Annotated in this window: 20 protein-coding genes; 11 read left to right on the forward strand and 9 right to left on the reverse strand. The window is 55.4% G+C overall.

Annotated elements, in window-relative coordinates:
- The first annotated feature begins 27 nt into the window (after positions 1-27).
- From leuS to holA, 3 genes are read left to right on the forward strand one after another with little or no spacing between them, the layout of a single operon-like run.
- Entirely contained in the window at positions 28-2,571 is a 2,544-nt protein-coding gene (leuS, locus tag AC0L7R_RS02460; protein WP_473658649.1) for a leucine--tRNA ligase, read from the forward strand.
- A 13-nt stretch (positions 2,572-2,584) separates the two neighbouring features.
- Positions 2,585-3,040 (forward strand): LPS assembly lipoprotein LptE, encoded by a 456-nt coding sequence (gene lptE, locus AC0L7R_RS02465; RefSeq protein WP_473658650.1) that lies wholly within the window; start codon positions 2,585-2,587, stop codon positions 3,038-3,040.
- A complete protein-coding gene (gene holA / locus AC0L7R_RS02470; RefSeq protein WP_473658651.1) occupies positions 3,037-4,059 on the forward strand; it encodes a DNA polymerase III subunit delta in 1,023 nt (340 codons plus the stop codon). The genes lptE and holA overlap by 4 nt, the downstream gene beginning before the upstream one ends.
- A gap of 56 nt (positions 4,060-4,115) precedes the next feature.
- On the opposite strand, the gene AC0L7R_RS02475 is transcribed toward holA, so the two are convergent.
- From AC0L7R_RS02475 to AC0L7R_RS02505, 7 genes are all read right to left on the reverse strand, one after another.
- Positions 4,116-4,316 (reverse strand): hypothetical protein, encoded by a 201-nt coding sequence (locus AC0L7R_RS02475; protein ID WP_473658652.1) that lies wholly within the window; start codon positions 4,314-4,316, stop codon positions 4,116-4,118.
- A 74-nt stretch (positions 4,317-4,390) separates the two neighbouring features.
- Positions 4,391-4,597 carry a hypothetical protein gene (locus AC0L7R_RS02480; protein ID WP_247127664.1) on the reverse strand — a complete coding sequence of 69 codons (207 nt, stop codon included), beginning with the start codon at positions 4,595-4,597 and terminating at the stop codon, positions 4,391-4,393.
- Positions 4,598-4,670: 73 nt separating this feature from the next.
- A complete protein-coding gene (locus tag AC0L7R_RS02485) occupies positions 4,671-4,871 on the reverse strand; it encodes a hypothetical protein (RefSeq protein ID WP_183523790.1) in 201 nt (66 codons plus the stop codon).
- A gap of 486 nt (positions 4,872-5,357) precedes the next feature.
- Positions 5,358-6,530, reverse strand: coding sequence for a TIGR03862 family flavoprotein (locus AC0L7R_RS02490; RefSeq protein ID WP_473658653.1), 1,173 nt, complete (start codon positions 6,528-6,530; stop codon positions 5,358-5,360).
- On the reverse strand, positions 6,527-7,834 hold the full coding sequence (locus tag AC0L7R_RS02495; protein WP_473658654.1) for a mechanosensitive ion channel domain-containing protein: 1,308 nt from the start codon (positions 7,832-7,834) through the stop codon (positions 6,527-6,529). Before AC0L7R_RS02495 ends, AC0L7R_RS02490 begins: the two co-directional genes overlap by 4 nt.
- 55 nt (positions 7,835-7,889) lie before the next feature.
- Positions 7,890-8,501 carry an enoyl-CoA hydratase-related protein gene (locus AC0L7R_RS02500; RefSeq protein WP_473658655.1) on the reverse strand — a complete coding sequence of 204 codons (612 nt, stop codon included), beginning with the start codon at positions 8,499-8,501 and terminating at the stop codon, positions 7,890-7,892.
- Positions 8,498-9,256, reverse strand: coding sequence for an SDR family NAD(P)-dependent oxidoreductase (locus tag AC0L7R_RS02505; RefSeq protein ID WP_473658656.1), 759 nt, complete (start codon positions 9,254-9,256; stop codon positions 8,498-8,500). The genes AC0L7R_RS02500 and AC0L7R_RS02505 overlap by 4 nt, the downstream gene beginning before the upstream one ends.
- 111 nt (positions 9,257-9,367) lie before the next feature.
- On the opposite strand from AC0L7R_RS02505, the gene AC0L7R_RS02510 reads away from it, so the two are divergent.
- From AC0L7R_RS02510 to lpxK, 7 genes are all read left to right on the forward strand, one after another.
- The gene (locus AC0L7R_RS02510) at positions 9,368-10,861 is read left to right on the forward strand and encodes a DUF2125 domain-containing protein (RefSeq protein ID WP_473658657.1); all 1,494 of its coding nucleotides are present in this window, start codon (positions 9,368-9,370) and stop codon (positions 10,859-10,861) included.
- Between the two features lie 67 nt (positions 10,862-10,928).
- Positions 10,929-12,452 carry a hypothetical protein gene (locus AC0L7R_RS02515; protein WP_473658658.1) on the forward strand — a complete coding sequence of 508 codons (1,524 nt, stop codon included), beginning with the start codon at positions 10,929-10,931 and terminating at the stop codon, positions 12,450-12,452.
- A 64-nt stretch (positions 12,453-12,516) separates the two neighbouring features.
- A complete protein-coding gene (locus AC0L7R_RS02520; RefSeq protein ID WP_473658659.1) occupies positions 12,517-13,863 on the forward strand; it encodes a metallopeptidase TldD-related protein in 1,347 nt (448 codons plus the stop codon).
- The gene (locus AC0L7R_RS02525; RefSeq protein WP_473658660.1) at positions 13,850-14,659 is read left to right on the forward strand and encodes an inositol monophosphatase family protein; all 810 of its coding nucleotides are present in this window, start codon (positions 13,850-13,852) and stop codon (positions 14,657-14,659) included. The genes AC0L7R_RS02520 and AC0L7R_RS02525 overlap by 14 nt, the downstream gene beginning before the upstream one ends.
- 39 nt (positions 14,660-14,698) lie before the next feature.
- Positions 14,699-14,941 carry a DUF4170 domain-containing protein gene (locus tag AC0L7R_RS02530; protein WP_247127655.1) on the forward strand — a complete coding sequence of 81 codons (243 nt, stop codon included), beginning with the start codon at positions 14,699-14,701 and terminating at the stop codon, positions 14,939-14,941.
- Between the two features lie 13 nt (positions 14,942-14,954).
- Positions 14,955-16,142 carry a glycosyltransferase N-terminal domain-containing protein gene (locus AC0L7R_RS02535; protein ID WP_473658661.1) on the forward strand — a complete coding sequence of 396 codons (1,188 nt, stop codon included), beginning with the start codon at positions 14,955-14,957 and terminating at the stop codon, positions 16,140-16,142.
- A gap of 1 nt (position 16,143) precedes the next feature.
- Positions 16,144-17,127 carry a tetraacyldisaccharide 4'-kinase gene (gene lpxK, locus AC0L7R_RS02540; protein WP_473658662.1) on the forward strand — a complete coding sequence of 328 codons (984 nt, stop codon included), beginning with the start codon at positions 16,144-16,146 and terminating at the stop codon, positions 17,125-17,127.
- A gap of 3 nt (positions 17,128-17,130) precedes the next feature.
- On the opposite strand, the gene AC0L7R_RS02545 is transcribed toward lpxK, so the two are convergent.
- A complete protein-coding gene (locus AC0L7R_RS02545) occupies positions 17,131-17,745 on the reverse strand; it encodes a DsbA family protein (protein WP_247127652.1) in 615 nt (204 codons plus the stop codon).
- A 4-nt stretch (positions 17,746-17,749) separates the two neighbouring features.
- Positions 17,750-18,271: a DciA family protein gene (locus AC0L7R_RS02550; protein WP_473660341.1), complete on the reverse strand. Its 522-nt coding sequence runs from the start codon at positions 18,269-18,271 to the stop codon at positions 17,750-17,752.
- A gap of 66 nt (positions 18,272-18,337) precedes the next feature.
- Between AC0L7R_RS02550 and mutY the strand changes: the two genes are divergently transcribed.
- Entirely contained in the window at positions 18,338-19,405 is a 1,068-nt protein-coding gene (gene mutY / locus AC0L7R_RS02555) for an A/G-specific adenine glycosylase (RefSeq protein ID WP_473658663.1), read from the forward strand.

The raw sequence follows: 19,405 nt of genomic DNA on the forward strand, positions 1-19,405 counted from the left end.
CCGTGTTTCCATTGAAAGACCAGACATATGTCCACGTATTCCCCATCAGAAATCGAAGCCAAATGGCAGGCCGCGTGGACGGACGCCGAAACTTTCAAGGCGATACGCAGCGGCGATAAGCCGAAGTACTACGTGTTGGAGATGTTCCCATACCCATCGGGGAACCTGCACATGGGCCACGTCCGCAATTACACGATGGGCGACGTGATCGCGCGCTATAAACTGTCGACAGGTCACAACGTCCTGCACCCGATGGGCTGGGATGCCTTTGGGATGCCAGCGGAAAACGCGGCGATGGCCACGGGCATTCATCCCAAGGAATACACCTACGGCAACATCGAGCACATGAAATCGCAGATGCGCCCGCTGGGCCTGTCGCTGGATTGGTCGCGTGAATTTGCGACATGTGATCCTGAATACTACGGCCAGCAGCAGGCCTTGTTCATTGATTTCCTTGAGAAAGATTTGATCTATCGCAAAAAGGCAGTCGTGAACTGGGACCCAATCGATATGACGGTTCTGGCCAATGAACAGGTCATCGACGGCAAAGGCTGGCGGTCTGGCGCAGAGGTTGAACGCCGCGAATTGGTGCAATGGTTCTTTAAGATCTCCGACTATTCTGACGAATTGCTGTCCGCTCTGGATACGCTCGACAACTGGCCTGCGAAGGTCAAACTGATGCAGTCGAACTGGATCGGCAAATCGCGCGGTTTGCAGTTTGGTTTCTCTGTCATCGACGGCCCTGATGGCCACGACCGGGTCGAGGTTTACACGACCCGTCCGGATACGCTGAACGGCGCTTCCTTCGTTGGTATCTCTCCAGATCATCCGCTGGCCAAGCAGCTGGAGGCGGATAGCTCCGAAATCGCAGCGTTCTGCGCGGAATGTCGCAAAGGCGGCACCACTGCCGAAGCGGTCGAGAAGGCTGAAAAGCTGGGCTATGACACGGGCCTGCGAGTGCGTCATCCATTTGATAACGCATGGGAATTGCCTGTCTATATCGCGAACTTCATCCTGATGGATTACGGTACAGGCGCTATTTTCGGCTGCCCCGCGCATGATCAACGCGACTTCGAATTCGCGACGAAATACGACCTGCCAATCACGCCTGTTTTCGCGGAGCCGGGCAAAGAAGACGTCGCACTGACCGAGGCATTTGTGCCGGGCAAAACTGATAAGGTCACTTATCTCAAAGGGTTCGCTGGCGAGACCGAACAGAATGGAGACGAAGCTGTCGAAGCGGCCGTCGATTTCTGCGAGGCAAATGGCGTGGGTCAAGGCGTCACCAAGTTTCGCTTGCGTGACTGGGGCCTGTCTCGTCAACGCTATTGGGGCTGCCCGATCCCGATCGTCCACTGCGATTCTTGTGGGGCGGTGCCCGAGGCGAAAGAAAACCTGCCGATCAAACTGCCTGATGATGTTAGCTTTGATATTCCGGGCAACCCGCTTGACCGACATCCAACATGGCGTGACTGTAAGTGCCCGAAATGCGGGGCTGATGCGCAGCGCGAAACCGACACGATGGACACATTTGTCGATTCGTCTTGGTACTACGCGCGCTTCACCTCACCAGGTGCCGCGACGCCGGTTGATATCGAAGAAGCTGCGTATTGGATGAACGTCGATCAATACATCGGCGGTATCGAACACGCGATTCTGCACCTGCTTTATTCCCGTTTCTTCGCGCGGGCCATGCGGATGACAGGCCACCTGCCACAGGGCAGCGAAGAACCGTTTGACGCGTTGTTTACGCAAGGCATGGTGACCCACGAGATTTACCAAACCAAAGGCGCTGATGGACGCCCTGTCTATCATTTCCCGACGGATGTGACCGAAGGCAAGCTCGCTGATGGAACCGATGTTGAAATCATCCCTTCCGCGAAAATGTCGAAATCTAAGAAGAACGTAGTTGATCCCGATGATATCCTCGCGACCTATGGCGCTGATACGGCACGGTGGTTTGTGTTGTCCGACAGCCCGCCAGAGCGTGACGTGGAATGGACGGCGTCGGGGGCCGAAGCGACGCACAAGCACCTGTCTCGCGTTTGGCGGATCGCAAATGATGTCGCGGCACTTGAAGGCGGCGATGCGGCGCAAGACGCTGATCTGCTGCGTGCAATGCACAAGGCAATCATGGACGTGACCAACGGCGTCGAAAGCTTTGGCTTTAATGCAGCGATTGCAAAGCTTTACGGTTTCACTGGTGTGCTTGCGAAATCTAAAGCAAGTGCAGTGGCGAAACGCGAAGCAACGCTCACGCTTGCACAGTTAATGTCGCCGATGACACCGCATTTGTCTGAGGAAATCTGGTCTCTGCTGGGTGGCGAGGGCTTGATTGCAACGGCCCCTTGGCCGGTCGCGGATGAAAGCATGTTGGTCGAAGACACAGTGACGATGCCGGTGCAGGTCAACGGCAAACGGAAAGCGGAAATCGCAGTGGCGGCAGATGTGGACAAAGCATCGGTTGAAGCGCTTGCCATGTCGAACGAAACCGTAATCCGTGCGCTTGATGGGGCAACCCCGAAAAAAGTGATCGTCGTGCCAGGCCGGATTGTGAACATTGTGGTCTAGGCGTCGCCTCTGTTTGCTGGCCGCCATTGTCACGATGGCCGGCTGTGCGGTGATGCCTTTGCATGGTCCCAATGGTGCTGCAGCGCGGTGGCAGAACACCATCGTGGTTGATGCACCGGACAGCGTTATTGGTTTCCGTTTGGCCGAAAGGCTTGAGGCGATATTTGGTTCTGCTACGGCTGCGCAATACCGACTGACAGTGGTCCCGCAGATCGAACCTGTTCCGGCAACGATTACGGTCGATGGTGATAGCACGCGCTTTAATTTGACAGGAAATGCGACGTGGACGCTTGTTGATCAAGCCGGAGAAAAAATCGGCGAAGGGCTAGAGCAAACTTTCACAAGCTACTCCGCGACCGGATCAACTGCGGCAACCCAAGCTGTCGAAAGCGACGCACAGGCCCGGCTTGCGGTCGCATTGGCTGACCTGATTAGTCAACGCTTGGCTCTGTTAGAGGTGCCGCGATGAAGCTGGCTGGTGCCGCAGCAAACGGATATTTTCGCAACCCCGACAAAACCCATACCGGACTGCTTATTTTTGGCGCAGATCCCATGCGCGTTGCGGGGAAACGGCAAGAGGTCATCGCAGCCCTTGTCGGGCCGAATGGTGACGAAGAAATGCGACTGACCCGTATCCCAGGGGCCGAACTACGCAAAGATCCTGCGATCCTGAATGATGCGATAAAGGCGCAAGGTTTTTTCCCCGGCCATCGCGTTGCGTTCGTGGAAGATGCGACAGACGGGGTGTCGAAAGTTATTGATGCAGCACTTGCGGATTGGCAGCCGGGGGACGCGCAGGTCATCGTCACAGCGGGCCAATTGACTGCAAAGTCTGCTTTGCGAAAGGTGTTTGAAGGTCACCGAAATGCGGTTGCGGTCGGGATATATGACGATCCACCTAGTCGTGATGATATTGAACAGTCGTTGCGGGACGCCGGGCTTGAGGTCCAAAGCAGGGACGTGATGGATGCCCTGTTTGCGCTCGCCGGCTCATTGGAACCGGGTGATTTTCGGCAAACGATTGAAAAGGTCGGCCTGTACAAACGTGGTGATGCGACGCCGATAAGTGTTGAAGACATCATGGCGAACGCGCCGCAATCAGCGGAAGTAGATGTGGACGATGTGCTCGAGGTCGTGGCATCTGGGCAGGCGGATAAGCTTGGACCAATCCTGCGGGACTTGTATGCGCAAGGCGTGGCCCCCGTGACCCTTTGTATCGGCGCGATGCGCCACTTTCGGCAATTGCATGCCGCTGCATCTGATCCGGGTGGCGCTGCTGCCGGTGTTGGACGCCTGCGTCCACCTGTCTTTGGGCCGCGTCGCGATAAGATTGTGCGCCAAGCCAGCAATTGGGGGCGTGACCGGCTTGAACGTGCGCTGACTGCACTGACAGACACTGATCTGCAAATGCGTTCGTCGGGCGCGACGCCAGACCGGGCATTGATGGAACGGGTTTTGATACGACTTGCAATGATGGCACGTCGTTAAAGCAGGTTGGGCCGCCCAATTTGGACGGCCCCTAACGCACGTTTCAGTGAGTTGAATTAGTTTGTCGTGGACGTCGCAGATGCGGCGTTCGCGATGGCGAATAGGGCTGCCAGACTAGCGAGCGTCACGACATCGGGGCCAATTTCAGGAATACCAATTTGGTCGCTGATAACCACGGCAGCGTTGTCTGCCTGTGCAGTGCTGACAGTCATGGAAAGCAGGCAAGCAGCCGCAAGAGAAGTCTTAAGAAGTTTCATGTAAATTTATCCCCGTAGAATCAAAAAAGGGCCAGCAAATGCCAGCCCTTTTTACGTAGTCTAAACAGCGAGGTTTAGAAAGATGCAGATGCAGCAACCAAGGCAGCCAAGAGGCCCAATACGATGTAGCCAGAGTTGATTGAACCAGCAGGTGCCGGTGCTGGTGCTTGTGGGATCACAACAGGTGTTGGAGCCGGAGCTGGAGCCAAACCGCCAGCGTTAGCTGTTACAGCAGTTGTTGCCAAAACCGCAGCAGCGGCGAGAACTTTCAAAGAGCGCATGTCATTATTCCTTAGTTAAAATGAAAAAGGGCCAGCCGTAGCTCGCCCTTTAAACTCAAATCTAATCGTCAGATTAGAAAGAAGCAGATGCTGCTACGAGTGCAGCCAAGAGGCCCAGCACGATGTAGCCAGAGTTGATTGAACCAGCAGGAGCAGGTGTGTCAACGATGACAACTGGTGCTTCTGGGATTACTGGGGCCAGGCCGCCAGCGTTTGCAGCAACACCAGAAACAGCGATAGCAGCTGCGGCAGCGAGAGTAGTTGTGAGGCGCATGTCGGTACTCCAAATTAAATGCACTTTGTGGACGATCACAGGTTTTCTATCCACCGTGCTCGTGTAACTCAAGTGGTTAAATGGTTTCGGCGCGGGACCCAAGGGTTTCTTTTTGCGCGGAAAACCGTCCGGATTAGTTTTTTGCTGTCCGATTTGGCGCAACTCAAAGCAGTTCAGACGTTGGAACGCCTATTTTTATTGGTGAATCAGAGATGTAACGTTTGTAATAAATGGTTAGCGCGCACAGTCGGAGTGTTTTGAAACGGTATCGACTGTCCGGCGTAAAAGCTAAAAAGCGATGCGGTCGCGCAACAGTTTGTCGCAATTGGGACGTGGGCAAGCGGCTGAAAATGCCACAAATTTGGTCGGAAAGTGGCGTTTTTCCCCGTAAAAGGCGCATTCCGGCGCGATTTTGCGAATCTCTTGGCTGATCAAGCCCGTCATTTCACGGCATCTGTTAGGGCAACCGTGATTCTTTGAATCAGCTTAAATTGATTTCAGCCAAGAAAGCGCGCCTCGTGCGGCGGCCTCACCTGTCGCAAGGCAACCGCTGATCAAATAGCCGCCGGTCGGGGCTTCCCAGTCCAGCATTTCGCCTGCAGCAAATCGACCTGGCTGATCGCGCAACATGAAATGGGAATCCAATGCAGAAATGCGCAGTCCACCAGCCGTCGAAATCGCTGCATCCATTGGCATCGGGGCAAGGATAGGGACGGGCAAAGCCTTGAGTAAATCAGCGATTTTGCCCGCTTCATTCAGATCCTCACCTTTCGTGAATTCGTAGAACAGCGCGGTTTTTATCGGGGAAAGCCGTACGGTTTTCTTCAGAAATTGCGGGAAACTCTGCTTGCTGCGGCGTTTTTTGACCCTGCTGAGCACATCTTGATGACTCAGGTCAGGGAAAAGATCGACGTGAAGCGGTGCGCCATCGCGTATTTTCCGCGATAAATCGTAGACGCCACCGCCTTCGATACCATTGCGCGATATGACCCATTCGCCTCGGCTAGATGTACGACCGGCATGTAGCGCCGTCGCTTTGATTGGGGTTCCAAGGAAGGGTTCCATATGATCCGACCACGCAACCTGAAATCCCATATTGGCAGGCTTAAATGGGGCCACAGCATCAAAGTGTTCAGCCCACGCACCGGTTGAACCAAGTTTTGACCAGCTTGCGCCGCCCATCGCGAGAATTGTGATATCTGCGGCGATGGATTTCGCCCCATCCGGCGTTTCAAATTTACTATGGCCGTCCTGAAAACCGGTCCATGTCCAGCGGGTATTGAACACGACATTCGCGGCCCGAAGCCGCGCCAGCCAAGCCCGCAACAACGGCGACGCCTTCATGGCTGTCGGAAAAACCCGTCCTGTTGAGCCAGTAAAAATGGATTGCTCAAGGTCTTCTGCCCACGCCATAACTTCGACGGGGCCGAAACGGCGCAAAGCCGCTTCCATGGTCGGATGGAGGGGGCCAAAACGCGCGATATACGCGTCTATTGGTTCGTCTTTGGTCAGGTTCAGGCCCGACTTTCCCGCCATCAGAAATTTGCGCCCGAACGACGGCATTGCGTCGCAAATCGTTACATCAATCTCCGCTTGCGACAGCACATCTGCGGCCATGAGACCCGCAGGTCCGGCCCCGATCACAAGCGCGGTGGTCATACAGGCATCTGACCTTTGATTTCCACGACACGGTGCGGGTAAGGAATCTCGATACCGTTTTCTTTCAACGTATTCCAAACAACAAACAGGACATCCGAGGTGTATTTGTTGACACCGTCATCAATCCCTTCAACCCAGAATTCGACCGCAAAATCGATGCCACTATCGCCGAAGCCGCGCAATTCGCAATCGGGTCTTTCAGGCGCTGTCAGGACGTTCGGGTGGGCGGCGACAGCGGCTTCGATCAGGTCGGGGACACGGTTGATGTCCGTGTCATAGCTCACTGAGAATGGCACCTCGAGCCGGTTGGCCGATCCGCTATCCGAATAATTCACAACGCGCGTTGTAATGAAGTCTTCGTTCGGAACAACGATCCAACGACCATCGTAGGTTTCAAGAATCGTAGCGCGCGCGGTCATCTTAATGATGGTGCCGGCTTCACCACCGTCGAGTTCAACATAATCGCCGACAGTCGCTTGGCCTTCGATCAACAAAATAACACCAGAGATGAAGTTCGATGCGATTTTTTGGAGGCCAAAACCCAGACCAACACCAATAGCACCACCCAAGACGGCGAGCGTACCAAGGTCGATCCCCATGATGTTCATCAGTAGCAAGAATGCGATGCCGAAGATGACGAATTCGGCGGTTTTGACCGTCAGTTGACGGATCGCCGGACGCATTTCCTGACGATCCAGAAACGCGGATGACTGGCCGTTCGACCACTGACCAAGCCAAAACAAGAGCGATCCTGCAACAACGCCCCGTATCAATGCCAAGGCGCTGAAACCGATGTTCCCGATGCTGACACGTGCTTCGCCAAGTAAAACAATGACCGGATCAAGAATCCCGAGCGCGTAAAGGGCGCCGACAGGGATCAAAACGAATTTGCCCAAAAGGTGCAGGAACGGATCGGTCAGGATATCTTTGACGAATGCCCTGATCGCCAGGAAAAGAAAGACCCGCTTACCAAAGCCAATGACAGGGCCCGCGCCGAACATTGCTGTCACCACAGCTTCGCCCATGGCGGTGAACGCATAGGCTAAAAGCGGTAGGATCAGCGGCAAGAACTGCAACACAAAGCGCCGCGCTTTAGCGAAGATGTTTGTGCTTTCCGCGGGGGGTGTCAGCAGGTTTGTCAGTTTCGGCGCAACGATCCGGTTGACAAGTCTTGCCAGCAGGTAGGACGCGATCAGCAGGCCAAACTGGGACCATGCGGCAGGCGACAACAACCAACTTTTTGCAAGCGCAATGCCCTGATCAAGATAGCCGAGAAATTGTTCGAGAATAACTTGCGGATCCATGGGCGCCCTCATATTTCACAGCGGTTTTGCCTGCGTTTGGCTTGCAAGGCAAGGTTCAGCGCTTGATCATGTCCTTAATCCCGCCCACGAGATCAAGTGATGCTGCTTTTGCGGGCGCCGCAAGTTCATGGGCGCGGTGAATCAGGTCGTCGGGCGCTACAATGTCATCAATCAAACCCCAACGCAGGGCTGTTTCGGCATCGATTTTGCGCGCGGTCAACAGCATCATCTTCGTGCGCGACGGGCCAATGAGGTGTTCCATCCTTTTGGGATCGGACGGCTGGGGGTAAACTTCCATTTTCATGACTGGATAGAAAAAACGAGCATCGGGAACTGCGACCCGTATATCGCAGGCCAACGCCATACCGAACGCGCCGCCCGCCAACGTGCCGTTCAGCGCGCAGATCGTAAGGCCCTTTTGATCGGCAATTGATTGCGAAAGGATTTCCCACGCCGGATCAGTCGCAAGGCCGTTCTGCACTTCTTCCAACGCCGCCCCTGCGCTGAAAACCTTGCCTATGCCTGTCAGGATCGTCACGCGAGATCCACGTGACTTTTCAACGGCATCGATCAATTCGCGCAGCATTGCGCTGGTCAGGGCGTTTGCTTTTTCGGGTCGGTTGATAGTGATCGTCGAAACATGATCGTCGTAGTGATATTCGATCATATAAGACCAACCATGCGACGGATTTCGTCTTCGCGCAGCGATACGTCTGTCCCAAGATACGGGTCGGCTGCATCGCCGCACATCCAGACCAAGGCCGCCGCGGGCCATTCCGGCGGGATGTGGTCTGACCAATCAAGCTCTGCCACGCGATTGACACCGGACGCTTTGATGTCGCGCTGCATTTTGGTTGCCACCGTGCCGGGGGACAGACCAAGCACGCGGACGCCTTTGTCTCGGTTTTCGTGATCCGCGGCGCGCGTTAACATGTACGCCCCAGCTTTTGTGGCGCAATAAGTCGGCCAGCCTTCCATTGGACCATGTGCAGCCCCAGACGAGACGGTGATAATCGTGCCGCTTCCACGCGCGATCATGTGGGGCAGAACCGCATTCATGCCGTAGAAAACACCTTTAAAATTTACATCAACGGCCTTGGAAAACGCGGCCAGATCAGTCTCGGCAAGCATCGAAATCGGTTCGATCATGCCCGCATTCCCGATCAGAATGTCAAGCGCCCCGAACCGGTCGATCGTCTGATCAACGGCGGCTTTTACAGCGTCAGGATCCGCGACGTCGCAGGGAATTGCGATGGCCTGATCCCCGATCTCTTTGGCAATGGCGTCTATGTCATCTGTGCTACGTGCAGTTAGTGTTACATTCGCGCCTGCCTGCGCAAATGCATGCGCGGCGGCCGCACCGATGCCACGGCTTGCGCCTGTGATAAGTGCGGTTTTCCCGCTGAGTGTCTGATCTACCATAATAATCTCATAAGTACCTTGGCCATTGCTTGCCAGTCTAGGATTCCCGACCTTGCACATCGGTGCAAGTCGTCCGACACTCTGCGCAGAAATTATTTGAAAGGACATCTTATGAAAGACGTCATTGTATTGCGTGGTGCCGTTTGTGCAGCTGCCCTTCTGAGTTCTTCTGCCGCGATTGCAGATGTGACGGCCGCCGATGTGTGGGCCGACTGGCAAAAGCAAATTCAGGTTTACGGGTCCGAAAACATTTCTATCGGCAGCGAAGTCGTAGACGACGCGACGCTGACCGTGAACGACCTGAGCATGACCATGTCTGATGAATTCAGCAGCGTCACGACCAACCTGGGCCCGCTTGTCTTTACAGAAAACGGCGATGGGACAGTGTCCGTTGATGTGCCGGACAGCTATCTGATTGCGGTAAACATAGAGGACGACCTGATCGTTGATCTTGAGGTTGCTCAGGAAAACATGGCGATTACCGTTAGTGGCGATCCTGATGCGATGAATTACGACATCAGCGCAGACAGCTACACGATGCGTGTTGCCGAATTTAAAGGCGATGCCGCAGATGTCGAAGGCGACATTTTCGTGAAGGCGAACGATCTATCTGGCACGTATCAAACTAGCGCAGATGGTACCTTGGCTTATGACATGATCGCTGAAAATGTAGACGTCTTGTTTGATGTCAAAGAACCGGGCGGCGATGGCTACATGCTTGTGAGCGGCAAAATGGAACGGCTGGGTGCAAACGGGACCATGAATATGCCCGAAGGTCTGGATATGGACGCGCCTGACACATGGTTCGCGAACGGCTTTGGCGTCGATTCAACGATGGGATATCTTGGCGCAAGCTTTATCGCTGACTTCAGCGTCGATGGTGATGCTGGCACGGCGAGCATTCAAATGGGTGAAGGCGGTTTCAACGCCACAATGAACCAATCTGATCTCGCGTATGGTTTCGCATTTGATGGTGTGAATGTCAGCGCACAAATGCCAGATCTGCCGTTCCCCGTTAGCTTTTCTTGGGATCAAGCCGAGACAAGCTTTTACATGCCACTGGAAAGTACAGACGAGGCAGAACCGTTCGGTTTCAAATTCGCTTTGACCGAAGTCACGGTCAGCGACGACATCTGGAACATGGCGGACCCGACGGGCACGATCCCGCGTGAACCTGTGACGGCTGAACTTGAATTGGCTGGCATGGCCAAATTGTTCTTCAATATCTTGGACCCAGAACAAGCCGAAGCAATGGCCTTTGCTGACACACCAGGTGAATTGAACAGCCTTCAGCTGATCGGTTTGCGTCTGGCAGCGGCGGGTGCTGAAATCACGGGCGCTGGTGATTTCACATTCGACAACAGCGATCTGGAAACCTTTGACGGATTGCCACGTCCAACAGGCGAAGTGAATATCGGGATCAAAGGGGCGAATGCGCTGATCGACAAAGTCGTCGAAATGGGGCTGCTGCCTGCTGAACAGGCCACAATGGGCCGCATGTTCATGGGGATGTTCGCCACGCCTACCGGCGACGATGAGCTGAGTTCAAAGATCGAGATCAATGATCAAGGTCACATCATGGCCAATGGTCAACGTATCCAGTAAGCTGCACGAAATAGGGGGTGCGATGGACGGCCGTCGCACCCCTTTTCTATTGTAATATAAGGAAAATATGATGCTTCGCCGAAACCTATTTGGAACGACTGTTTTATCTGCCACGGCTATGTTGGCGCAAAGCGTCGCGGCGGACGTCACGGGCGCTGACGTTTGGGCGACCTACACCGCATATTATGAATCAACTGGTGCACAAGTTATTGGCACCCCGACAACCAGCGGCGACGAGACCGTGATCAGCGATAGCGCGCTGCTTTACCGGTTCCCGTTTGATGTCGCGACGTTGCGGGTTGGTTTGCCTGACATGCGCTTTGTTGATCAGTCTGATGGGACTGTCGTCATCTCCTACCCTGATGCGTTTGATGTGCGGATCGAATTTGATGTGCCGTCCGAAGGGTCAGGGGCGCTGACACTAAGCATCGCGCAAGACAATTTCCAAGGCACTGTGTCAGGCGACCCCGCCGATATGACATTCGTGCAATCAGCCGATGCGTTGACGGTTGAAGTCAAAGATATCGAAGTGCCAGAGGAAGACATCGACTTTTCGATGCTTGCTAGCGGGGCGGGTTATTCGTCTACGTCACGCGTTTTGACGGGCGACCTGATCACAACAACAACAGAAATGACAACGGGTGCCGCTGACGTGGCCTATGTGTTGAACGATGCAGACGGGTCTGTGATCAGCAACACGGGACGGTTCGGCGCGAATGACACGACGTTTGAGACAGCGTTCCCCGCTGGCGGTTCGGACATCATGAACTTGTCCGCGGCATTGGCGGCAGGCGCTTACCTGCGTGGTACGGCAGATGCGGAAGGTAGTTCCAGCGAAACCGTTACGACAGTCGACGGCGATATCCTGTCCGAGCAATCACAAACCTCCGGCCGCACAACCAGTCGTTTTTCAATTGATGCCACCGGCTTTGACCTGTTTGCCGAAGGCGAAGGCGTCGAATTCAACATGTTGATCCCGGACGTTTTCCCATTCCCGATTTCTGGCAGCATGGGGAAAGCCGTCGGCGGCTACAAATTCCCACTGATGCCAAGCGAAGAACCGCAAGATGTTGCTATGCGTTTGGATTTCTCCGATTTGGAAATCAGCGAAGACCTTTGGGGGCTTTTTGATCCAAATGGTGATCTGCCGCGTGATCCAGCGTCGATTAATATTGATGTCGCGGGCACTGTGATCTCTGAAATCGATGCGTTGAATTTCGCAACTATCGAAGCGCAGATGAATCAATCGGAACCGCCCATTAGCCTTGAAAGCCTGACGATCAACGAAATTTCGGTCTCTGCTATCGGGGCAAGTGCCTTGGCCACCGGGGCGTTTGTTGTCGACAATTCCGACATGGCAACCTTTGATGGGTTCCCGCGTCCGGAAGGCAGTGCGATCCTGAACGTTGATGGCGCAAACGCATTGATCGATCGTTTGGTTGGCTTCGGTGTTATTGGTCCGGACGAAGCGGGCATGGCGCGTCTTGGCATGGGCTTTATTGCCAAAGCGACAGGCGACGATGCCTTTGAAACGCGTCTGGACGTGAACGGCGAAGGTCATGTCATCGTGAACGGCCAACGCATGCGCTAAGCGCCCCTTGCGGCGGGGCGACCCGCCGCATACCTGTCTTACGACTTATTCAAAGCAGGCACACATGACCCAACAGCTTTCCACCCTGACAGAACAGATGATCGCAATTGCCAAAAAGGCGGGAGCAGACGCTGTCGATGCCATCGCCGTTGATGGTACATCGGTGTCGATTGATGTGCGGGCGGGGGCCTTGGAAAAGGCAGAACGGTCCGAAGGCGTGGATGTTGGGATGCGTGTGTTTGTCGGCAATCGACAAGCTTGTGTTTCGTCATCTGATGCGAAAACTGCAACGCTGGAACAGATGGCCGAACGTGCCGTTGCGATGGCCCGTGAAGCACCGGAAGACCCGCACGCGGGGCTGGCTGATGCGTCTCAACTTGCTGCGGACCGCGACAGCAGTTCCCTGGAAATGTTCGACCCAACCGACGAACCTGATCCGGCAGAATTACAAGCCGATGCTGCCCGCGCAGAAGCGGCGGCGCTTGAAAATAAAGATATCAGTCAAGTTCAATCCGCCTCCGCAGGTTACAGTCGTCGCCGCATCCACCTTGCTGCGTCTAATGGATTTTCCGGCGGTTACACGCGCAGCGACCGTGGTTTGTCCTGCGTCGCAATCAGTGGGACTGGCGCTGAAATGGAACGCGATTACGACTACGATAGCCGCATTTTTCAAGCCGATCTGCGCGACGCCGAAGACATTGGACGCCAAGCCGCGGCGCGTGCCGTCGAACGTACTGGTGCCCGCAAACCCAAAACCGGCAGCTTTCCGGTTCTGTTTGATGAACGGATTGCCAGCAGCCTTGTAGGGCACATCAGCCAAGCCGTCAACGGTGCGGCAATCGCGCGTGGGTCCAGCTGGCTGCGTGACGCGCTGGGCGAACAGGTCTTGCCTGATGGTATTTCACTGATCGAAGACCCGCGCCGTCCACGCGCCTTTTCATCGCGCATGTTTGACGCCGAAGGGCTGGCGACGCAGCGCCGAGCGATCATCGACAACGGTGTGCTGACTGGATGGACGCTCGACCTTGCGAACGCCCGAAAATTGGGGCTCGACAGTACAGCCAACGCATCACGCGGGACATCCGCACCACCATCGCCAAGCCTGTCGAACCTTGCGCTGACACAAGGCGATAAATCGCGGGCAGACCTGATCCGCGACATGGGTACGGGGCTGCTGATCACGTCGATGATCGGATCGACTGTGAACCCGAATACGGGCGATTATTCACGTGGTGCGTCTGGGTTCTGGGTCGAAAACGGTGAAATTACTTATCCGGTCAACGAATGCACGGTTGCGGGCAATCTGCGCGACATGCTGCTGCGGATGATTCCGGCGAACGATGCACGGGCACATCTGTCGCACGTCGTGCCGTCGATCCTGATTGAAGGGCTAACGCTTGCCGGTGACTGATCTGGACCTGCTGATTGCGACGGCCAAGGCGTCGGGTGATATCGCCCGACGTTTCGTCGTTGATCGCCCCAAAGTCTGGGACAAAGGTGGCGGTGCGGGCCCTGTGACCGAAGCTGATTTGGCCGTTAATGAATTGATGGCCCACGAATTGCAACGGGCGCGGCCCGATTATGGCTGGTTGTCTGAAGAAACTGAAGACGACATGGGGCGGCTCGCGACCCGGCGCCAATTCGTTGTGGATCCAATTGATGGCACGCGGGCGTTCATCGAGGGATCGCAGGACTGGGCGCATGCATTGGCCGTGCTTGAAGGCGGCGAAGTGATGGCAGCCGTCGTCTATTTGCCGATGCGCGATTACCTTTATGCCGCCCAAAAGGGCGGTGGGGCGACGTTGAACGGGAACCCGATCGAAGTCTCTCAAAAGAACAATCTGGACGGTGCGACCGTGTTGTCGAACAAAGCGAGCTTTGCCGATAAATTCTGGGCAGATCAAACGCCGCCAGCTGGTGTGGTACGTAAATTTCGGTCGTCGCTGGCCTATCGGATGGCTTTGACAGCGCAAGGTCGGTTTGACGCTATGATGACGCTACGCCCGTCTTGGGAATGGGATATCGCAGCGGGCGCTTTGATCGTCGCCGAAGCGGGCGGCGAGGTGACGGATCAAACGGGGGCACCGCTGCGTTTTAACAATCCGCATCCGCAGGTTAACGGCGTGGTAGCGGGTAGCCCTGTAACACGTCTTTTGCAGACAGCATTTGCTGCATCAACGGTTGAGACACCTTCACCAAACGCATAAGTCTGATACAACACGGTCAAGTCAAAAAAGGTTAACCCTATGACACAACGTCTACACCTCGTCTTCGGCGGAGAGCTGATCGATCCAACCAAAAGCGCATTTGCCGATGTCAACAATATCGATATCGTAGGTATTTTCCCCGACTATGCGACGGCTTACGACGCGTGGAAGGCGGCCGCGCACCGCACCGTTGATAATGCACATACCCGCTATTTCATCGCACATTTGCACCGCCTGCGTGACGAAGAAACAGCAGCATCATCGACCGAAGAACTCGGCTAAGTGGACCACCCGAATGCCTGATAAGTCACTTTCACTTGCGGCGTATTTCTCACGCCGCGGCGGTGAAAGGGCAGAGCAGGACACCCATGAACTGCCGCAACGCCCCCAAGGCAGTGTCATCTGGGTGCGCGTGAACGGCGATTTGCCGATGGATGCTCTTCGGGATCTGGAAACACGTTTGCAGGCCGATGGCGATCCCATTTTTCTGGTCATCACGACTGCCGATGGGATGGACGATACTTTTAATACGCCATTAGGGCGCACACCGGTACGCGCGTTTCTTGACCATTGGAAACCGGACCTGACGCTTTGGCTCGGTCCGGAACTTGATGCGACGACGTTGTATGAACTGGCGCAGGCCAAAACGCCTTGCGTGCTTGTTGGTGCCGAGCAGGCAACCGCACGGCCCACGACCAAGACCTGGGTGCCAGGGCTGACACGCGGTATGTTGCGCCAGTTTGCCAAGATTATGACAGTCGCGGATGACGTCGCACCCGCACTTGTACGGGCTGGCGTTGACGCGAACCGCATTGAAACGCTTGGTCCGCTCGAAAGCGCGCCTGCCGCCTTGCCGCACTTCGAAGACGAACGTCAGGATATCGCCAAATCGCTTGGCGCCCGTTCGATTTGGTTCGCGGCGGATGCCGATATTTCCGAGGTTTCACAAATCGCGCAGGCCCATCATCAGGCAAGCCGTCGTGCGCATCGTCTATTCCTGATTATTTCTTTGCGTGATCCGTCATGCGGCGTGGCTGCGGCGGAAACGCTGCGCGGGGCCGGGTTTTCCGTATGTCTTCGTTCCGCTGATGAAGAGGTTGACGAGGCAACGCAGGTCTATGTTGCTGATACAGAGGGTGAGTTGGGCTTATGGTATCGCGTGGCACCAATCACGTACCTTGGCGGGACTTTGACGGGAACGACATGCCGTGAACCGTTTGAAGCCGCGACTTTGGGCTCCGCAGTGTTGCATGGGCCGTTCGTGCAGCCGTATGAGGCGCAGATATCCAGACTCGCCGCCGCTGACGCCTGTGTTGCTGTGAATTCTTTCGCGGATCTCGGAAAAACTGTCGAGACACTTTTGTCACCCGACAAAGCCGCCCGGATCGTTCATGCCGCGTGGGATGTGACATCACGCGGGGCCGATGTGACAAATCGGTTGGCCGAAACGTTGCTGGAACAACTTGACGGGGTGGGTGCGTAATATGAAAGCTCCGCTTTTTTGGTACACATCGGCGCAATCGCCAGCATGGCAGGCACGCATTCTGTCGCCTTTGGGTGCACTTTATGGCGCGGCCACTGCCCGACGTGTTGCGCAGTCCGGCATGAAAGCCACTGTTCCGGTCATCTGCGTTGGTAATATTAACGCGGGCGGAACTGGAAAAACGCCGACAACAATGGCGTTGACGGAACGGCTTATTGCAAGGGGTCATCAGCCGCATATTGTGTCGCGCGGGTATGGCGGCAGCCTGAATGGTCCGAACCGTGTTGATCCGACGGCGCATCCCGCAGGCGAAGTCGGTGACGAACCCCTGTTACTGGCAGCTTTCGCGCCGACTTGGATTGCGAAAGACCGTGCCGCAGGTGTGACAGCGGCGCAGGACGGTGGTGCCGACGTCATTATTCTGGATGATGGTTTCCAAAATCCAAGCGTTGAAAAAGACGTTTCCATTGTGGTGGTCGACGCAAAGCGGGGTTTTGGAAACGGCAAAGTTATCCCTGCCGGTCCTTTACGTGAACCTGTTGCCGCTGGTCTAAAGCGGGCTGACATCGTTCTTTCAATTGGCGCGAAGGACGATCAAAATAAGTTTCGTGATCAATGGCCTAACCTGTCCGGACATGTTCAAGGCCATCTTGAACCGTTGCCGACAGGTATGCCGTGGCAGGGGCTGCCGGTACTCGCGTTTGCTGGGATCGGGCATCCTGAAAAGTTCTTTCAGACCTTGCGCGACTTGGGTGTTGTCCTGATCCACGGTGAAGCTTTGTCGGATCATCAACCGCTGACCGCCGCGTTGATGACAAGGCTGGAAACCGAAGCGCGGTTGAAGAACGCGCAGATGGTGACGACTGAAAAAGATGCGGTGCGCTTGCCCGACGCGTTCAGGGCAAAAGTGCTGACAGTTCCGGTTCGGCTACAAATCAGCGACTGGGGGCCACTTGATGCAGCCCTCAGTCAGATTGGCCTTTAAGGGTTAACCCAGCTTTTCGTCCAAGATCGTCTTGAAGTTCTCGTACGTCATGTTGCCATGGCTTTCGCCGTTGATCAGGAAGCTAGGTGTAGAGTTGATGCCGTCACGTTCGGCGTTCGCTTGGTACCAACCCACCAATGCTTGCGCTTGGTCCGCATCGGACATGCACGCATCAAGCGTTTCATCATTCAAGCCAGCTGTTTTTGCCAATTTGCGCAGTTCTTCAATCACAATTGCCGGATCGCCGCTTGCGGTCCATTCGCGCTGCTTTTCGTAGACGAGGTTTGAAACTGCGAAGAAACGGTCTTCACCAGCGCAGCGTGCAATCATGGATGCCCACAGGCCGAAACGGTCAAAATACACTTCGCGGTAGATGAATTTCACCTTACCAGTGTCGATGTAGTCTGCCTTCAGCTGCGGGTACACGTTGGCATGGAAAGACGCACAATGTGGGCATGTGAAGGACGCGTACTCGATCATTTCGATTGGCGCGTTTTCATCACCGAGCACCATATCAGGGATTTCAATCGTGGTTTCTTGCGCCTGTACAAACGTGCCAAAGCCACCCGAAAGGGCAACGGCGGCACCGCCTGTTTTCAAAAGGTCTCTGCGTTTCATGTCGTTATCCTTTGGTAGATTTATTGTGTTTTGACAGGATGTTAGCCCCAAGTGCGGCAAGCGCATCGCGTAGCGCGGGGCTTGTCACGTCGTTTGATATCTGGCTTGCCGCCTCGCGGTACACGGGAGCTGGCTCAGGTCGTTTTTCTTCCACGCGGTCAAAGGCGACTTGCCCTTGCTTAAAGCCAACAGGGGCCGTTTGCGTGATCCGAACGCGGGCAATTGCGCGGTAGCCGTAGCAGGCATTTACCTTGTCGCGAATCTGATCTTTTTGCATTTCCAGCATCGGGGCTTGTGCGCCCGTCGTCAGAATAGACAATGTCGCGCCCATGCCACCCTTGCCGTAGCTGACCTTGACGGGGGTCGCGATCTTGGCTGTTCCTTCGCCAACAATCTCGGACCAATGGGTCAGCAGCCGGGTCACGGCAAAACCACGGGCTTCGCTGGCTTTGCGAATCCGGTTCTGCATCAATCCAGATGCCCGAGAAAACCCGTAGGTTGACCCCTTATGGCGTGGTTGTTTCATCATTCCGTTCTAATGTAAGCAATGCGGCAGGCCAAGCCAGCCCCTGAGCTAAAGGAGCAATAAACATTGCGTGATCTAAGCGACGAATTGCTGATGTGGTATGATGGCCACGCGCGGGCCATGCCATGGCGCGTACCACCAGATCAAAGCAAAGCGGGACAGCGCCCTGATCCCTATTTCATCTGGATGTCAGAGGTGATGCTGCAGCAGACGACTGTTGCGGCAGTTAAGGAATATTTCCGCAAATTTACCGGTCTGTGGCCCACCGTGATAGATTTAGCCGCAGCCGAAGACGCAGAGGTGATGGCCGCATGGGCAGGGCTTGGGTATTATGCACGGGCGCGCAATTTGTTGAAATGTGCGCGCGTGATCGTGGCAGAACATGATGGGGTATTCCCAAGCGATTACGATGACTTACTAAAGCTACCGGGCATCGGTCCTTATACTGCGGCTGCAGTGTCCGCCATTGCGTTTAACCAGCACGCAACCGTGCTTGACGGTAACGTCGAACGCGTGATGGCGCGCATGTACGACATTCACGATAGCTTACCAGGCGTCAAACCAGTCTTGATGAAACACGCAGAAGCGTTAACGCCTCAGGGGCGACCGGGCGACTATGCGCAGGCCGTGATGGATCTGGGCGCGACTATCTGCACGCCCAAGAATCCCGCCTGCGGAATTTGCCCATGGCGTGACCCTTGTGCGGCGCGGCAGGTTGGCACAGCGGCTCAGCTGCCAAAGAAAACCCCGAAAAAGAAAACGCCTGTGCGTTTGGGCTATGTTTATGTCGCACGCCGCGATGATGGTGCTTGGCTGCTGGAAACGCGTCCCGATCAGGGGTTACTCGGTGGGATGCTTGCTTTCCCAAGCTCTGATTGGTCGGACGACCCTACGCCTGCACCGCCTTTAGAGGCGGATTGGAAAGACAGCGGGCAAGAGGCGCGGCATACCTTCACGCATTTTCATTTGCGGCTGAAGGTCATGGTTGCGGATGTCCCTGACAACCTTGACCCCACGCGCGGCCATTTTGTCCCGCACCATGCGTTTGTACCATCAGCGCTTCCGACGGCGATGCGCAAGGTTTTTGATCTTGTTCCGCGACGTGACGCCACAATTGAGCCAGAGTCCCGTTAA

Source organism: Yoonia sp. D2-7 (assembly GCF_055809435.1).

What these genes read in the sequence shown, in the direction of transcription:
- leuS (WP_473658649.1), top strand. Translation starts at nt 28, where the DNA reads ATGTCCACGTATTCCCCATCAGAAATCGAAGCCAAATGGCAGGCCGCG.
- holA (WP_473658651.1), top strand. Translation starts at nt 3,037, where the DNA reads ATGAAGCTGGCTGGTGCCGCAGCAAACGGATATTTTCGCAACCCCGAC.
- AC0L7R_RS02475 (WP_473658652.1), bottom strand. Translation starts at nt 4,316, where the DNA reads ATGAAACTTCTTAAGACTTCTCTTGCGGCTGCTTGCCTGCTTTCCATG.
- AC0L7R_RS02480 (WP_247127664.1), bottom strand. Translation starts at nt 4,597, where the DNA reads ATGCGCTCTTTGAAAGTTCTCGCCGCTGCTGCGGTTTTGGCAACAACT.
- AC0L7R_RS02485 (WP_183523790.1), bottom strand. Translation starts at nt 4,871, where the DNA reads ATGCGCCTCACAACTACTCTCGCTGCCGCAGCTGCTATCGCTGTTTCT.
- AC0L7R_RS02490 (WP_473658653.1), bottom strand. Translation starts at nt 6,530, where the DNA reads ATGACCACCGCGCTTGTGATCGGGGCCGGACCTGCGGGTCTCATGGCC.
- AC0L7R_RS02495 (WP_473658654.1), bottom strand. Translation starts at nt 7,834, where the DNA reads ATGGATCCGCAAGTTATTCTCGAACAATTTCTCGGCTATCTTGATCAG.
- AC0L7R_RS02500 (WP_473658655.1), bottom strand. Translation starts at nt 8,501, where the DNA reads ATGATCGAATATCACTACGACGATCATGTTTCGACGATCACTATCAAC.
- AC0L7R_RS02505 (WP_473658656.1), bottom strand. Translation starts at nt 9,256, where the DNA reads ATGGTAGATCAGACACTCAGCGGGAAAACCGCACTTATCACAGGCGCA.
- AC0L7R_RS02510 (WP_473658657.1), top strand. Translation starts at nt 9,368, where the DNA reads ATGAAAGACGTCATTGTATTGCGTGGTGCCGTTTGTGCAGCTGCCCTT.
- AC0L7R_RS02515 (WP_473658658.1), top strand. Translation starts at nt 10,929, where the DNA reads ATGATGCTTCGCCGAAACCTATTTGGAACGACTGTTTTATCTGCCACG.
- AC0L7R_RS02520 (WP_473658659.1), top strand. Translation starts at nt 12,517, where the DNA reads ATGACCCAACAGCTTTCCACCCTGACAGAACAGATGATCGCAATTGCC.
- AC0L7R_RS02530 (WP_247127655.1), top strand. Translation starts at nt 14,699, where the DNA reads ATGACACAACGTCTACACCTCGTCTTCGGCGGAGAGCTGATCGATCCA.
- AC0L7R_RS02535 (WP_473658661.1), top strand. Translation starts at nt 14,955, where the DNA reads ATGCCTGATAAGTCACTTTCACTTGCGGCGTATTTCTCACGCCGCGGC.
- lpxK (WP_473658662.1), top strand. Translation starts at nt 16,144, where the DNA reads ATGAAAGCTCCGCTTTTTTGGTACACATCGGCGCAATCGCCAGCATGG.
- AC0L7R_RS02545 (WP_247127652.1), bottom strand. Translation starts at nt 17,745, where the DNA reads ATGAAACGCAGAGACCTTTTGAAAACAGGCGGTGCCGCCGTTGCCCTT.
- AC0L7R_RS02550 (WP_473660341.1), bottom strand. Translation starts at nt 18,271, where the DNA reads ATGAAACAACCACGCCATAAGGGGTCAACCTACGGGTTTTCTCGGGCA.